Below are 13,579 nucleotides of genomic sequence, written 5' to 3'. Positions count from 1 at the left end.
AATGCGTAAACTCAGTCCAATTAAATTTTCTGCGCGCGATATCGTGGTCCTCTGCGCCTCAAGTATCAGAGATAACGACTTGAAGAGGCGTGTCGGCGATTTAGCCGACGCGGTAGAAACGGCTGAAGAGGTTTACCTCAATTCGGCTGATCGATACGCCTTTTTCGACATTCCAAAAAGTGACTGTGTCGGTCAGGTGACCGTTGATGAAATGAAAAGAGTGTACAAAGGTACATTTGCTAAAAGTAAAACAACGCGCCCCATTTACGACTTAATAAAAAAACTCCCAGAAAACGATATTTGTCCGATGTGTGGCCAACGGACGGTAGGAACCCTTGATCATTACTTGGCGCAGTCTCTCCATCCTGCTTTAGTTGTGACGCCTGCTAATCTGCTGCCTTCCTGTGGTGACTGTAACAAAGCAAAGCTCGATGCTCAGCCCCAGAGCGAGGTAGAACAAACGCTACATCCGTACTTTGATGAGGTAGATGACGCTGATTGGCTTTTTGCTGATGTGCAAATGACATCGCCAGCAGCTTTACGTTTTCAGGTCCGCGGACCCGCGAATTGGCCTCAGATCAAAGTCGAGCGAGTACAGCTTCACTTTAAAACATTTGGTTTGGGTGCACTGTATGCTTCTCATTCCGCCGTGGAGATAGCAAATATGCGCTACGCCCTAGGTAAAATTTTGGAGCGAGGGACGGCGGCGCAGGTTCAGTCGGAGTTGTTATTACGTTTCGAAAGCTGTGCCGAGGCATCAAGAAATTCTTGGCAAACTGCTATGTACCGAGCCTTGGCCTCTTCTGACTGGTTTTACAGTGGGGGTTTCCGGTAGAGGACTGGACAACCCATCCCTGATTGATTTGGACAAAAGGGTGTAAGCGAAGAATTGAGATAGGCCGCTGGGTATCACATGGGAGCCATACCTCATACGCTTGTTTGCTCAGTTCTGAAGTAAGATGAAACAGTGTGGCACCTTTATTTGTTGCGCCATCAATATCTTACTGAAACCAACTGTTGTGAGATGAGCCAAGTTGCCACAGTTCCCAGTCCTGTTGAAAATCCGCGTGTCGGTGGTTCAAATCCGCCTCCGGGCACCATTTTATTTAAATTACGTCAGATGACGTAATCACTCCCACTAAATAAAAAGTAAGAAATATAAGCAACATCACTGTTGTGTCTATGTCGTTGAGTTTTATGTATACGTTAGGATTTTAAAAATGAAATTAGAAGAATTTAAGAAAAAATACGATAGTAATATCATTGTGCAACTGCAGTGGAATTTGTTAAATGATGATGTTGAAATAGAAAAAATTGATTTAGAGGGTTTTGAAAACTTAGAGAGATTGTGTACAGCTTGGTATGCCCCTCAGGATGATGAATCTACTGATTACAAGGATTATAAAAAAGTAAACATTACAGTTAAAGATATTGTTGATGGAAGCCGCACAATTAAATTTTGTCATTCTGATCGAATTGAAAAAATTAAAGAAAAACTAAATTTAGGTGATTGTAAAATTTCATTAGATTTTCCTGTTTATGGATTGCCTGATGAAAAGTATTTTCTTTTGGATGGAAATCACAGAGCTGTTGCTGCGGTATTGGCAAAGGCGCAGCCTGTTACTCTTTATGTTTTAAAAGGTCCGATCTTATCTTGTATTCTTCCTGATCTGTGGCGTTGGGAAGGGCAGTAATTAGATCAAGAAATTTTAGGTTAGATAGCTGATCTATTATCTGCTATATGAGCAGCCTATCCATAATTACTGAAATTGGAATCGGTTTAAGGAATTATGGAGAAGATTTGAAGTGTCCTTCATCACCATCTGTGGCGCACAAGTGTGGGCTTTTTCGGGATGTCTTCTTTCGTCAAACGCCTTCTGAAAGCCGCTCAATTCTCTGATTGATATCCTCGGCCAGCATCCGGGCGTGGCGGCCGACCATGAGGCTTTGGTGGTTGCCGTTCATCTCGATCCATTCGGCCTTGGGCAGGCTGCGCGGCCAGATCAAGGCGGGGTCGCAATCGACGGGCGATCCCCCTTTGGCGCGGTAGAAGGTCAGCGGCGCGTCATAGCGGCGGGGGCGGTAGAGGCCCTTCATCCGCAGGAGTTGACGGGCGGCGCGGTCATAGTCGGGCGGGTAGCCGCCGGCCCATTGCGGGGTTGCCTCCGGATAGTCGGCGCAGGTGGGCGTTTTGAAGCGAAGGAGCAAAGGCCGCAGCAGAGAAGCGGTGCGGCTTATGGTCTGTGCTTTATCCCGTGTCGTTATCGGTTGTTCGAGGCAAGTGGGTGTTTCGGTTTTGTCCGCGGTCTTTCCCGGCGGGGATGAGGCGCTCAGGCGGCGGCGAAGGCGTTTGGCCATGAAGCCGAGCCAGACGGAAAAGGGCCAGCTGTGTTCGCTTTGCGGCGTATCGATCATTGCCAGAAACTTGACCGGCGTGCCGCCCTCCGCCAGGGAGCGCGCCAGTTCCAGGGCAAAGACGCCGCCAAAGGAATAGCCGATCACACCGAAAGGCGGATGAGGAAGTTGCCGCAGCACATCCCGGCAGGCGGCAATTTCGTCTGAAACCCGTGCGGGCGCGCTGTGATGGCGGTCAAAATCGGTGAGGGCCATGCCCAGGATCGGACCGGTATAGGTCAGATGATCGATGACATCCTGCATTTCAAGAAAGCAGCTCAGTCCACCGGCAAACAGGATCAGTGCCGGTTCGGTGCTCTCGCTATTGCGAAGCGGAATGAGTTTCGGCGTCTCATGGCAGGTGCCGCTGTCCATCGCCGCGACAAGCTGTTCCATGCTGGGCCAGAGATAGAAACTGTTGACATTCAGCTCTATGCCGGTTTCCGCATGCAGGATGCGGATGAGTTTCAAGGCTCGATTGATGGTCAGGCCTTGCGCGATCAATGCGCGCTGGGGAAGAACATGACGCCGCAGAACCTGTTCGCAGGCCATCTGCACCTGTCCCGCGAGGGTCATATCTGTCTCCATGTCCGCAAGCTCACGGATTGTCGATCCTCCCCCGACTGTCTTTTGCGTCAACATCGGCCTCTCAAAAGCCTTTGGATGATATTTATGCATGATGCCGACAATCTGAACAGTTTTTAAACAACGCAGCCGTCAGGTTCATATGCAACCAGACAGAGCCTCAATTCTCTTTGTTTTCATTTTTGCGACCATAATCTTTGCTGGTCAGCCCTGCGGAAAACGAAAACAGTTTTTTTCATAGAGATTTTCGGCTTAAAAACGGTTAAATCGTATCCATCTGTCAATTTATATATTTTGGTATATATTTATATTTTCTCTTAAAATCGGTCTCTTGTCTGAGCCGTCTCGTTGTTTTCGGCTTGCTCTGCCAGTTTCACGCCAGTTTGCCTTGCTAGGGTGCTGTCAAGGTGGCGTGGATCGCCACCATGAACATCGACCGTGAAGATGAAATCTGCTGGCGAGGCTATCGAAAATCCGCCTTTGCCGCAGAAAGGATGAACGCCGGGCATGACACCATGTCCGGAACCCTTGTGTTTGCGGCGCTTGTATTGACGCAGGAATGGAGACGGACGCCGGTCTGGTGCGGCAGAAAAGCCGAGAAACACCGGTTTGATCTTAAGCCGTGACTGTCGTTCAAGCGCCGCCTTGTCCGTGAGCTGCCCATGCCGAAGCTTTCTCTATGCATTCCTGTCGAACCCGGCCATGATCTGCCGCTTTATCTTGTGCGTGAACTGCTGAAGGACAAGGGGAATGATCTGGAAATCATTCTGTCCGCTTTTGGCGATGTGCTGCATCAATCACCGGAGATCACGGCAATTGCCGCAAACGATGCCCGTCTCAGGCTTTTGCCGCCGGCACCGGAAAGCATCTCTTCCGCCCAGCTTTGGGTTGGAACCGTTCGGGCCGCCGAAGGCGACTGGGTTTCTCTGATCTACCCCGAAGACATGATTGAACCGCATTTGCCGGAGCTTCTGACATATGTTGAGCGTGTGACGCCTGAGGCCACGGCTTTGGGCTGGAGCCCGTTCCAGATCGATGCCGCAATGTCGCCGGACGTCAGAACCAATGTTGCGGTGCCGGTGCTGCACAACATCACCGCCTTCGACAAGGCACCGATGCTGGAAGCCTTCTTTTTCTGGAAAGATGCTCGCCAGACGCCGCGTATGCCCTTCGGCCTTTATCATGGCGCGATTAAACGCGAACTGATGCAGGCAGTTATCGATGCCTGTGGAGAGATCAGCTGGCTTACGCTTGTGCCCCAGTATGAGTGGGCGGCAAGGGTGCTGATTTTTGCCGAGGCTCTGGCCTATTGCAATCGGACGTTGTCGGCTGTGCATGTCAGACCGTTTGCCACGCGCGATGTCCCCTCGGTGTTGCGCGGCTTTCCGCTTCATGCCGGCGTTGGCCTCACGGCAGCCATTGCCGAGGTTCAGGCCCGCACACTGATGGAGCTTGGCAGCGAATGGAGCGGTTTCGGTGAGGCCTTTGTCACCGCCTGCATGTATGATTGCGCCATGGAGCACGATGCATCAGCCTTTCAAGGAAAATGTGCTGCCTATCGCCAGGCTATCGCCGCCATGCCCGGGGGGCAATCGTTGTTGCAGGGGTTCCAGCCGCCCTTTTCGTCAACGCCTTATGGTGACGAGCGGCTTGGCCTCTACGGCAAGACCCTGCTTGTGGACCGTTTCATCGGTCAGGCAAAAACGGCCCAGGATTTCTATCGCGTCATGAGCGCCATTCTCACACCTGTGCGGATCATGACGGATGAGAAGGTCAAGCTCCTGGCTTGACGTTGTAAGACTTTCATTATGCAGCAGGGTGGCGCTCTCGCCGCTGCTCGTCATGTCGGATTGTTCGCCAGCCTGATAAATGTGCTGGACTGTCATCATCATGTCGGATTAGCCTGTCAGGAAGACGCGTCTTAAACATTTGACAGGCTTTTCTTTTCCATGTCCTCTTCTGCTGTTATCACTAGGCTTGGCCCCGCTGCTTCCGGCCGCCTGATCAATTTCGCTGAAATCCTGATCGCCGCGGGCGATCTTGCCCGCCGATCGCTCCGCCGCCGCTATGCCAGCCAGATGGTCGCCAAGGCGCCACGCGATTATCAGACAGAAATCGATGTGGCCGTGGAGCAGCTGATCGTCGATCGCCTGCGTTTGCTGTTTCCCGATCACGCCATTGCCGGAGAAGAAGGTGTGGGGAACAGCGACCCCACCCCCGGCCAGCCGATCATCCATATCGACCCGATTGACGGCACCACCAATTACGCGTGGGGTCTGCCGCATTTCGGCATCGTGCTGACGCTGGTCGAAGAGGGCAAGGTGGTCTGCGGCGCGGTCTATGATCCGATGCTGGATGAGCTTTTCACCGCCGAACGCGGTGCCGGTGCCTATCTCAATGGCGAAAAACTGGTGATCGAGCTCTTTGGTGAGGTGGAAAATGCGCTGATCGGTGCCGGTCTTCCGGTGCCGGGTCAGGTCAAGACCGTCAGCGAGGACACCTATTTTGCCGCGCTGAAACGGCTGATGGCCGAGACGGCGGGCGTGCGGCGGCTGGGGTCTTCGGCGCTGTCAACGGCCTATGTCGCCTGCGGCCGGCTGGACGGCTTCTTCGAGGATGGCCTGTCGATGCATGATGTCGGTGCTTCCATGCTGATCGTCGAAGAGGCGGGCGGCATTGTCAGCGGCTTTCACGGTGAGCCGGTCATGCTGCCCCGTGGCTTTCTCGTTGCCAATCCGGCCCTGCATGACTGGCTGATCAAGGGTTTCAAACCTGCGTGAGGCCTGAAAACTGCGCCTGAAGCCCGACCGGATCATCGGTGGTGATCTGGTCGGCACCAAGTGCCATCAGCAGTTGCACCAGAGAGAGCGTTTCAGGCGAGGTCGTTTTGATGGTGTAGACATCCACCGTCATGCCATGCGCCTGAAAATCCCGGATCAGATTGACGCCATGGCGCCGATAGGCTGCCTCGACCAGATGATGGTCGAGATAGATCATTCGCGTGGCGGCAATCGCCTTGACTGCCTTGTCGACAAACCCGGCAAAATCCTGTGAGGCCAGAACCTCTTCCATGGCCCCATGGTGGCAGGGATCGTAACCCACGCCAAGGCCGGGCGTTGCCGCTGCCAGCCGCGCGACGGCCTGTGCATCGCCACCCGACAGAATCATATGGCGCGCCACCGGCGCAATCGTTGCGCTGAAACGGAGAACGACCTCTTGCGTCAGTGCGTCATTCTCTTCCTTGAGATCGAGCTGGAGCAAGGCGGTTTCGGCGCAACCTTCGGCCAGCAGAAGCGCGGCAAGATCCTCCAGCAGCATGACGCGATGGGGACTGGCCTTGCCCGCATCGTCGCGCAGATATAGCCCGCGCAGCAGGGAAGCGCTGGCTTCTGTGACCGGGCCATGCCCTGTGGTGGCATGGTCCAGCATCGTGTCATGCAGCACGGCAAAGCCGCCCTCGGCATGGCAGAGAATATCGACCTCAACACTGGCGCCCAGCCGCATGCCTTCGATGATGCGCTCGGGCGTGAAGGAAATGTCGCCTGCTTGCTTGTGGCAGCGATGCCATTTCAGCCAGGTGCGGCGGTTTTCGTGATTGAGGCTGATTGCGTCAGACATGAGAGGCCATTCCAGTTTCAACAGGGGCTGCTGCAGGCTCGGCCGTCACGGCCAGCCCATCGCGGAAAACGGCGTGGCTCAGCACGGAAAGACGCACCCTGTCGCCCCTTTTCCAGCGGCTGGCGGCATCTGCCATCACACGCAGCCGCCGTCGGCAGGTGAGATCGATATCGACCATCAGGTGATTGCCGAAATCCACCGCTTTCGTCACGACCGGGCCGTGATCGGCGGTGGCGGCTTTGAGCTGCACCGCTTCCGGGCGCAGCGCCAGCGTTGCCGGACCATTGCTTATGGCAATATTAACGTCAAGATCGGGATGGATGAAGCGCCCATCCTCGATCTCGCCGTCGAGAAAGGTCATCATGCCGATGAAGCCTGCGGCAAAACGGGTCTTTGGCTGGCGATAGAGCCGGTCGGGCGGGTCGAGTTGCTCGATGCGGCCATCTTTGAGCACGGCGATCCGGTCGGAAATCGCCAGAGCCTCATCCTGTCCATGGGTGACGAAGAGCGTGGTGATGCCGATCCTTTGCTGGATATCGCGCACTTCCTCGCGCAGCCTTTCGCGTAAGTGCTGGTCGAGGCTGGCGAAAGGCTCGTCCAGCAGCAGGATTTTCGGCTCCAGCACCAGCGAGCGTGCCAGTGCGACGCGCTGTTGCTGACCGCCGGACAGTTGATAGGTCATGCGGCTGGCGAAACCGGAAAGCCCGACAAGCTCCAGCGCCCAATCCACCTTCTCCTTGATCTCGGCGCGTGGAAGGTGCCGGAGCTTCAGGCCGAAACCGATGTTTTTGGCAACGCTCATATGCGTCCACAGCGCATGGCTTTGAAACACCATGCCGGTTGGACGTTTTTCCGGCGGCAGCCGGGTCACGTCCTGCCCGTCGATCAGGATCGTGCCGGCTGTCGGCTGCTCGAAACCGCCGATCATGCGCAACAGCGTTGATTTGCCCGAACCGGACGGGCCCAGAAGGCAGACCAGTTCGCCATCCTCCACATCGAGCGACACGGCATCGACCGCTGCCGTCTGGCCGAAGCGCTTTTCCAAACCGTGAACTGTCAGCCGCGCCATATGTCACCTGTCTTGCGTAAAAATGCCGTCATGCGCCAAATCCCTTGGCCAGCGCATTGGTGCCGATCAGCCGCCGTGCCGCAAGCAGCGCCAGAAGCGACGGCACCCAGAGCATGACGGAGAGCACCGCGCCATATTGCACGACGATCTGTTGATTGATGTAGGAAATCATCAGCACCGGCATGGTGCGGATTTGCGGCGCGCCGATCAGCCAGGCACCTTCGGTCTCGTAAAAGGTCGAAACGAAGGTGAGGAGAACGGCGGCAAAGATGGTGGGGGCTGCCTGCGGCAGGGTTATTGCCCAGAACACCGTGAGCGGCCCCGCGCCGCAGTCGCGCGCGGCCTCTTCCATGCGCCGGTCGACGCCTTGAAAGGCGGCAACGGGAATCCAGATCATCAGCATCAGCGTACCGACGAGCTGGATCAGCACCACGCCCCAGAAGGTGGCGATGAGATTGAGCTGCAGGAAAATCCCGGCAATCGCGACCAGCAGGCCGAATTTCGGAAAGGCGTGCGTGGCCAGAAACGACAGGAAAAACAGATTGCGCCCGGGAAACGTGAGCCTCGCAAAGGCATAGGCCGCAGGCAGGCAGATGATGGCCGAGAGCGCCGTGACCACGGTCGTCAATCTCAGGCTGATCGACAGCGCATCCCAGACGTCGGATCGCATCATCGTCTGGTGCCAGAATTTGAGGCCGAATTGCTGTGGCAGGACGGAGGGATAGCGCCAGACCTCGGTGAAGGCCCAGACAGCCACCACCAGCAATGGCAGGATGACGATGACCGAGAGCACGGTTGCAAGCAGGATGCCGGTCCAGTCCGTGCGGCGGGAGAGGGGGAGATGCGTCATCTTTTGCCCGCCTCGCGGTTTTTCGCCATGGAATAGATGTAGAAGAGGCCGAAGACGAGGCAGAAGCCGAAGCTGACAACCGCCTGGGTTTTGGCGGCGAGCGGATCGTAAAGCTCGTTGAAGGTGCGCAGCATCAGCGGCCCCATCATTTCCGGCGTGGCGGGACCCAGCAGATAAGGAAAGGTGAAGGACGAAAAAATGCCGAGAATGGCAAAGGCCGACGCCACCATGATGCTGTTGCCCATGCGCGGTAGAATGATATGCACAAACACTCTGAGCGGTCCGGCCCCGACATCGCGCGCCGCCTCGATCGAGGCATCGGAAATCCGCGCCAGTCCTGAGGTCAGCATCAGCACGGTCAGCGGAATATTGTCCCAGACAAGGCCGATCACCGGCCCCCAGGGCGTCAGATAGGGGCTCGGCAGTTTCGGCAGACCCGCAGCATGCAGCAGAATGTCCACCGCTCCATTGGGGCCGATGGTGCGGATCAGCGCAAACCCCAGAATGATCGATGGCACGAACATCGGAAAGATCGCCAGACCCTGCACATAGCCCGCAAGGCGGGTTTTGGCAAAGCGCAGGTAAAGCGCGATCGGAAAGCCGGTGATAATCAAAAGCACGGCACAGACCGCCGTTGTCCAAAGCGTGATCCTCAGGCTTGCAAGGCTATAGGGATCGCTGAAGAAAAAGCGGTAGCTCTTCACCGTCCAGGCGGCCTTGTCGCCATCCTCGACATGCAGAGTGGATAAAATGGCGATGATGATCGGGTAAAGGATCAGCCAGCCGACAATCAATACAGGGGCCGCAACAAGGAGGAGGCCGATAAGGCCTCCTCGCGACGGGGTCTGCGTTTTGCCTGCCGTGAACGCAGGAGAGGTCGTCGCCATTGGCTCAGCCGCGCGTCAGACCGGGGGCGACATTGCGATACCAGCCGTCATTGACCGCAGCATTCCAGGGACCGTTCGGGAAGGTCGGGATGCTCTTCGGCACGACATCGGCATATTTGTCGCGCAGATCCTTGGCGACATAATCCCACGACACGCCGGGGAAACCGCCGATTTCGGTGATGACAGCCGATTGCATCTCGGGCGTCAGCATGAAACCGGCAAGCTTCATGGCCGCGTCCTTGTTCGGTGCGTTGGAGAGCACCATCATGCGGTTGAAATCGCCGCACAATGCCAGATCGGTCAGCTGTACGAGGCCGGTGGTGTCCGGCAGAACGCCCTGCTTGATGGCGGTCAGAATCTGATCCGACCAGACCGGCGTCATGGTGACGACACCCTGGGCGAGAAGTTGGATCGACTGGGTGTTGCCGGAAGTGTAGGACCCCTTGCCGTAAAGCGACGGCGCAAGCTCTTTCAACAGCGCCCAGGCGGGCGTCAGGGTCTTTTCGGCATAGGCTTCGCTATAATTGCTGACGGTAAATTTCGACGGATCGCGGCCATTGACCTCGTGAATGGCGCGGCGAACGAAATTGCCGCCCGAACCGCCCTTGTCGGGACGGTTATAGATGAACTGGCCGGGATTGGCCTTGATCCAGGCGACCAGCGTTTCCCAGGTCTTCGGCGCGGATTTGGCGTTGAGCTTGGTCGTATCATAGGCAAGCAGCACCTGCGAGCCGCGATAGGGCAGGGAGTAGTCGCCCTGAAATGCCATGGGGTTGATATGGTCGTAACCGGCAATGCCAGCCGTCTTCATATCGACCCAGAGCCCGGCCTTCAGCCCGCCGGCGGGAAGATTGGGGTCGAAGGCTTCGAACATGTCGATCTTGGGGTCGCCATGATTGGCCAGTGCCGCCATGGAGCGCTGGGCCATGGCCTGAAGACCACTGGCATCACCGGCATTGACCACCTTCACCTTGAGGCCCGGATTGGCCTTCTCAAAGGCCGGACGCACGATATTGGTCCAGAAATCGAGAATGTTGGAATCAGCACCAATCACAACGGAGATGGTCTTGTCATCGGCAAAGGCCATGGACGGCAGGACAGGCAGAGCTGCAGTGGCAGATGCGGCGGCAAGGAAGGTACGGCGTTTCATCGGCGGTCTCCAGAGCGCGGACAGAGGCAAGCCGGCTGAAACAAAAGCTAAGGCTGCCCTTCGATTGTGGGATGATTGGACAAGCTGCAGCAGCAGGATGAAAATCCTGCCTGACCCTGCCAAATTCCCCCCGATATCTAGGGGCATGACATGACAGTTACATGATTGTAGCATGACGCTTTCGTGACGGTTTTTCTCCTTGTTCAGATTTCGTGGATATGCTTGCCATAGATGTGTGGTGCGCGTTGTGAAACGGAATGAGCTGACAGAGATGCCATGCTGGCGCGTGTTGTCTCATCGCGCAGCATTTGGGATGGGCGTTTGAAAAGAAAGATCGAAGCCATGCGTCAGCATCGGCCAAAAGCAAGGCCCTCCACCGTCGATGCGCAGCATGCAGCGCGCCGGCAACGTCGCCGGGGACGGCTTGTTTTCGCCGGGATCGTGGCTGCCTTTTGTCTGACCATTGCCGCAGCCCTGCTGTTTTCCCTTGAGCGCAGCAGCCTCAGCCATTTTCGCACCGGGTTTTCCCGGCAGATGACGGTTGCTGACGAAACCGTCAGAGCGCAGCCCCATATTTTGCAGAGGCATCCGCGGCCAGAGACACGGCCAGAGACAAGGATTTTTCTGCCAGCCCCGTTTTTCGAGATGCCTGATATTTTGCAGACCAGCGCCTTTGTCCGGGATATGCCGATAACAGGACCGGTTCTGTGTAAGCGGATGCAATCGGAGGGCATGGTGAATGAAGGCTGGAAGAAAAATCCCTTCAATCAGCAGGATCATGAATGTTTCTTTGAAAAAAGCTTTCCGGTTGCTCATCCAGATGAGGATGCGCCCTCATTTTTCATTATGGTCAAAGGCGATGCGGCCGGTGTGATCATGCAGGTACGGCTGAAAATCATCGAACCTCAGGGCAATGGCGAGGTCATGACGTTTTATCGCAAGGCGATCGATCTGTTGAAGCGATTCGGCTGGCAAGATTTCGATCCGGATTTCGAGCGCCTTTTGCGATTTCAGTCGGTGGAAAGCCACCGATTCGGAATATCCCTGTCCCTGCAAAAGGAATTTGCCGGGCACGCCCGCTATAATGTGATGATGATGGTGGAGGATGACGGTGTGCTGGAACAGCAGACAAGGGCGTTTTTCACCAAGGCCTCGCGCTTTCGCCCCTATGATGGCCTGTTTCTGTTCCCCCGACAGAGATGGTGATGGCTCCTACAGCACCGTGCGTTTTACACAACGCACGGTGCTGTAGGAGCCATTTTTCATGGCAGTTGCCGTCAAGCGGCGAAACTCTGGGCCGGTAGATTGGGCTGGAACCGTGCCATATGCAGATTGCGCATCAAAAGCGCTGTATTCTGATCCGGATCGGCGGCCGGATTCTGGAAGGCGATATGGTTGATCTCCAGACCGGCATAATCGGCCGAAAGCGTCAGTTGCGCGTAGATGGTGATATCCTGCGGCTTGATTTCCAGATCGAGCACCACTTCCGGCACTTCACCCCAATCCAGCTTGTAAGAGCCGCCGGCGCCGAAATTGACCGTGCCGGGGTGAAAGTATAATTCCGCCGCCGAGGAGACAAGATCTGAGAGATTGCCGAAAAATTCCAGCCGAATAAGAGAAATCAGATCTGCCGCATCCAGCAGGCGCAGTTCAGAGGCAACGGGGCTAATCGCTTCGGCAACAATTTTCTCGCGTTCAGTAGTATATTCGCATTTTTTCATGTTATCTATTTTAGCCGCCTCTTTTTCTTGGCCTCCGCAGCAAAGATTCGCTGAACCAGTTCTGCGACGGCCTTGTAGAATACTGGTGGGATGACACTATCCACGGAGACTTGCGCAAACATGGAGCGTGCGAGCGGCGGATCCTCGAAAATCGGAATATTGTTTTCTTCCGCCACTTCGCGGATCTTCAGTGCGATCAGATCCTGGCCCTTGGCAATCACGGTTGGCGCTTCCATCTCTTCGCGCACATAACGCAGGGCTACGGCAAAGTGAGTCGGATTGGTGATCACCATGGTGGCGCGCGGCACATTGGCGATCATGCGCCGCCGTGCCTGGTCGCGCTGGGCCGAACGCTGACGGGCCTTGACGATCGGATCGCCTTGCGACTGCTTGTGCTCTTCCTTGACCTCCTGCTTGGTCATGCGCAGTTTCTGATGCCAGTTATAGCGGGTCCAGACCACATCGACGGCAGTCAGGATGCCGGTGGACATCAGTACCACGATCAACATTTCGCGGATGATGTCGTTAAGCTTGACGAAAATCACCTGAGGATCGGAAAACATCGCATTGAGCGTGCCGAAATACTGGCCGCGCAGCGTCACGACCATGATGATCGAGACGATGATGATCTTGAACAGCGACTTGCCGAAATCGACAATGCCGGGCACGGAGAACAGCCGGGCAATGCCGCCGGAAAAGGACAGGCGTGAGGCTTTCGGCGCAATTCGGTCCAGCACGAAGGACGGCATGTGCTGGGCAAAGGATTGCGCCAGCCCGAAGAGCATGGTCAACAACAGCATGGGTGTGAGAAGGGCGGCCATCGACCAGCCGAGATGGATGAACAGCGACATCACGTCGGGTCCGGTTTCGAGCTGCCACTGATCGGGTTTTTCGAACAGATCCTTCAGCGTGCCGGTCATGGTCTTCACGCCATTGGGCAGGAAGAAGATGAAATAGATATAAAAGGCCAGCATCGCCGTAAAAAGCGGCGCCTCCCGCGACATGGGAATATTGCCTTTTTCGATGGCGTCGCGAATTTTTTTCTCGGTCGGCTCTTCGGTTTTGCTGTCCTGATCGTCTTCCTCGGCCATGGGCGATCCTTGCGAAGAGAGCTGTTCTGACGGGTCTTTTGGCGCAACCGGATGGTGGCTTCAAGACGATGTGCCGCAAAATCCCTTAAACCCGATGGTATTTAAGGAGAGCAGTATGCAGCAGATGTAACGTATTACAGCATAATGCCTTTGATAACGCACATGCGGCTGTAAGCGAGCAGCCGCAAGACAAGGCCTGCCTTGCGGATAAGAC

General features: G+C 55.8%; 14 protein-coding genes. 5 read left to right on the top strand and 9 right to left on the bottom strand.

Annotated elements, in window-relative coordinates; genetic code table 11:
- Position 1: 1 nt before the first annotated feature.
- A complete protein-coding gene (locus NAC44_RS03670) occupies positions 2-835 on the top strand; it encodes a hypothetical protein (RefSeq protein ID WP_250937863.1) in 834 nt (277 codons plus the stop codon).
- Between the two features lie 385 nt (positions 836-1,220).
- Positions 1,221-1,694 carry a hypothetical protein gene (locus tag NAC44_RS03665; protein WP_250937862.1) on the top strand — a complete coding sequence of 158 codons (474 nt, stop codon included), beginning with the start codon at positions 1,221-1,223 and terminating at the stop codon, positions 1,692-1,694.
- A gap of 172 nt (positions 1,695-1,866) precedes the next feature.
- Here NAC44_RS03665 and NAC44_RS03660 read toward each other — a convergent pair whose 3' ends face one another.
- Both NAC44_RS03660 and NAC44_RS03655 read right to left on the bottom strand, forming a co-directional pair.
- Entirely contained in the window at positions 1,867-2,970 is a 1,104-nt protein-coding gene (locus NAC44_RS03660; protein WP_250937860.1) for a thioesterase domain-containing protein, read from the bottom strand.
- Positions 2,971-3,296: 326 nt separating this feature from the next.
- Positions 3,297-3,584, bottom strand: coding sequence for a hypothetical protein (locus NAC44_RS03655; protein WP_250937859.1), 288 nt, complete (start codon positions 3,582-3,584; stop codon positions 3,297-3,299).
- Between the two features lie 57 nt (positions 3,585-3,641).
- Between NAC44_RS03655 and NAC44_RS03650 the strand changes: the two genes are divergently transcribed.
- A complete protein-coding gene (locus tag NAC44_RS03650; RefSeq protein ID WP_250937857.1) occupies positions 3,642-4,769 on the top strand; it encodes a glycosyltransferase family 2 protein in 1,128 nt (375 codons plus the stop codon).
- Between the two features lie 159 nt (positions 4,770-4,928).
- Positions 4,929-5,759: an inositol monophosphatase family protein gene (locus NAC44_RS03645; protein ID WP_250937855.1), complete on the top strand. Its 831-nt coding sequence runs from the start codon at positions 4,929-4,931 to the stop codon at positions 5,757-5,759.
- Here NAC44_RS03645 and NAC44_RS03640 read toward each other — a convergent pair.
- The 5 genes from NAC44_RS03640 to NAC44_RS03620 are packed head-to-tail and all read right to left on the bottom strand — an operon-like array spanning position 5,746 to position 10,553.
- Positions 5,746-6,597, bottom strand: coding sequence for a glycerophosphodiester phosphodiesterase family protein (locus NAC44_RS03640; protein ID WP_250937853.1), 852 nt, complete (start codon positions 6,595-6,597; stop codon positions 5,746-5,748). The genes NAC44_RS03645 and NAC44_RS03640 overlap by 14 nt on opposite strands.
- On the bottom strand, positions 6,590-7,666 hold the full coding sequence (locus NAC44_RS03635; RefSeq protein ID WP_250937852.1) for an ABC transporter ATP-binding protein: 1,077 nt from the start codon (positions 7,664-7,666) through the stop codon (positions 6,590-6,592). The genes NAC44_RS03640 and NAC44_RS03635 overlap by 8 nt, the downstream gene beginning before the upstream one ends.
- Positions 7,667-7,694: 28 nt before the next feature.
- Positions 7,695-8,516, bottom strand: a complete 822-nt coding sequence (locus NAC44_RS03630) for an ABC transporter permease (RefSeq protein WP_250937850.1) — start codon at positions 8,514-8,516, stop codon at positions 7,695-7,697.
- Positions 8,513-9,403, bottom strand: coding sequence for an ABC transporter permease (locus NAC44_RS03625; RefSeq protein WP_250937848.1), 891 nt, complete (start codon positions 9,401-9,403; stop codon positions 8,513-8,515). The genes NAC44_RS03630 and NAC44_RS03625 overlap by 4 nt, the downstream gene beginning before the upstream one ends.
- Positions 9,404-9,407: 4 nt before the next feature.
- Positions 9,408-10,553 carry an extracellular solute-binding protein gene (locus NAC44_RS03620; protein WP_250937847.1) on the bottom strand — a complete coding sequence of 382 codons (1,146 nt, stop codon included), beginning with the start codon at positions 10,551-10,553 and terminating at the stop codon, positions 9,408-9,410.
- 276 nt (positions 10,554-10,829) lie between these two features.
- On the opposite strand from NAC44_RS03620, the gene NAC44_RS03615 reads away from it, so the two are divergent.
- Positions 10,830-11,759 (top strand): DUF6030 family protein, encoded by a 930-nt coding sequence (locus NAC44_RS03615; RefSeq protein WP_338022058.1) that lies wholly within the window; start codon positions 10,830-10,832, stop codon positions 11,757-11,759.
- 71 nt (positions 11,760-11,830) lie between these two features.
- On the opposite strand, the gene NAC44_RS03610 is transcribed toward NAC44_RS03615, so the two are convergent.
- On the bottom strand, positions 11,831-12,274 hold the full coding sequence (locus NAC44_RS03610) for a hypothetical protein (protein ID WP_250937845.1): 444 nt from the start codon (positions 12,272-12,274) through the stop codon (positions 11,831-11,833).
- Positions 12,275-12,279: 5 nt separating this feature from the next.
- Entirely contained in the window at positions 12,280-13,365 is a 1,086-nt protein-coding gene (flhB, locus tag NAC44_RS03605) for a flagellar biosynthesis protein FlhB (protein ID WP_250937844.1), read from the bottom strand.
- Positions 13,366-13,579 lie beyond the last annotated feature (214 nt).

The organism is Allorhizobium sonneratiae (assembly GCF_023700755.1).
Taxonomy (GTDB): Bacteria; Pseudomonadota; Alphaproteobacteria; order Rhizobiales; family Rhizobiaceae; genus Allorhizobium; species Allorhizobium sonneratiae.
The sequence above is the reverse complement of the archived record's forward strand: the minus strand, read 5'-3'. Positions and strand labels throughout refer to the sequence as shown.

Excerpts from the sequence above, each read along its gene's own strand:
- NAC44_RS03670 (WP_250937863.1), top strand. The coding sequence starts at position 2 with ATGCGTAAACTCAGTCCAATTAAATTTTCTGCGCGCGATATCGTGGTC.
- NAC44_RS03665 (WP_250937862.1), top strand. The coding sequence starts at position 1,221 with ATGAAATTAGAAGAATTTAAGAAAAAATACGATAGTAATATCATTGTG.
- NAC44_RS03660 (WP_250937860.1), bottom strand. The coding sequence starts at position 2,970 with ATGACCCTCGCGGGACAGGTGCAGATGGCCTGCGAACAGGTTCTGCGG.
- NAC44_RS03650 (WP_250937857.1), top strand. The coding sequence starts at position 3,642 with ATGCCGAAGCTTTCTCTATGCATTCCTGTCGAACCCGGCCATGATCTG.
- NAC44_RS03645 (WP_250937855.1), top strand. The coding sequence starts at position 4,929 with ATGTCCTCTTCTGCTGTTATCACTAGGCTTGGCCCCGCTGCTTCCGGC.
- NAC44_RS03640 (WP_250937853.1), bottom strand. The coding sequence starts at position 6,597 with ATGTCTGACGCAATCAGCCTCAATCACGAAAACCGCCGCACCTGGCTG.
- NAC44_RS03635 (WP_250937852.1), bottom strand. The coding sequence starts at position 7,666 with ATGGCGCGGCTGACAGTTCACGGTTTGGAAAAGCGCTTCGGCCAGACG.
- NAC44_RS03630 (WP_250937850.1), bottom strand. The coding sequence starts at position 8,516 with ATGACGCATCTCCCCCTCTCCCGCCGCACGGACTGGACCGGCATCCTG.
- NAC44_RS03625 (WP_250937848.1), bottom strand. The coding sequence starts at position 9,403 with ATGGCGACGACCTCTCCTGCGTTCACGGCAGGCAAAACGCAGACCCCG.
- NAC44_RS03620 (WP_250937847.1), bottom strand. The coding sequence starts at position 10,553 with ATGAAACGCCGTACCTTCCTTGCCGCCGCATCTGCCACTGCAGCTCTG.
- NAC44_RS03615 (WP_338022058.1), top strand. The coding sequence starts at position 10,830 with ATGCTGGCGCGTGTTGTCTCATCGCGCAGCATTTGGGATGGGCGTTTG.
- NAC44_RS03610 (WP_250937845.1), bottom strand. The coding sequence starts at position 12,274 with ATGAAAAAATGCGAATATACTACTGAACGCGAGAAAATTGTTGCCGAA.
- flhB (WP_250937844.1), bottom strand. The coding sequence starts at position 13,365 with ATGGCCGAGGAAGACGATCAGGACAGCAAAACCGAAGAGCCGACCGAG.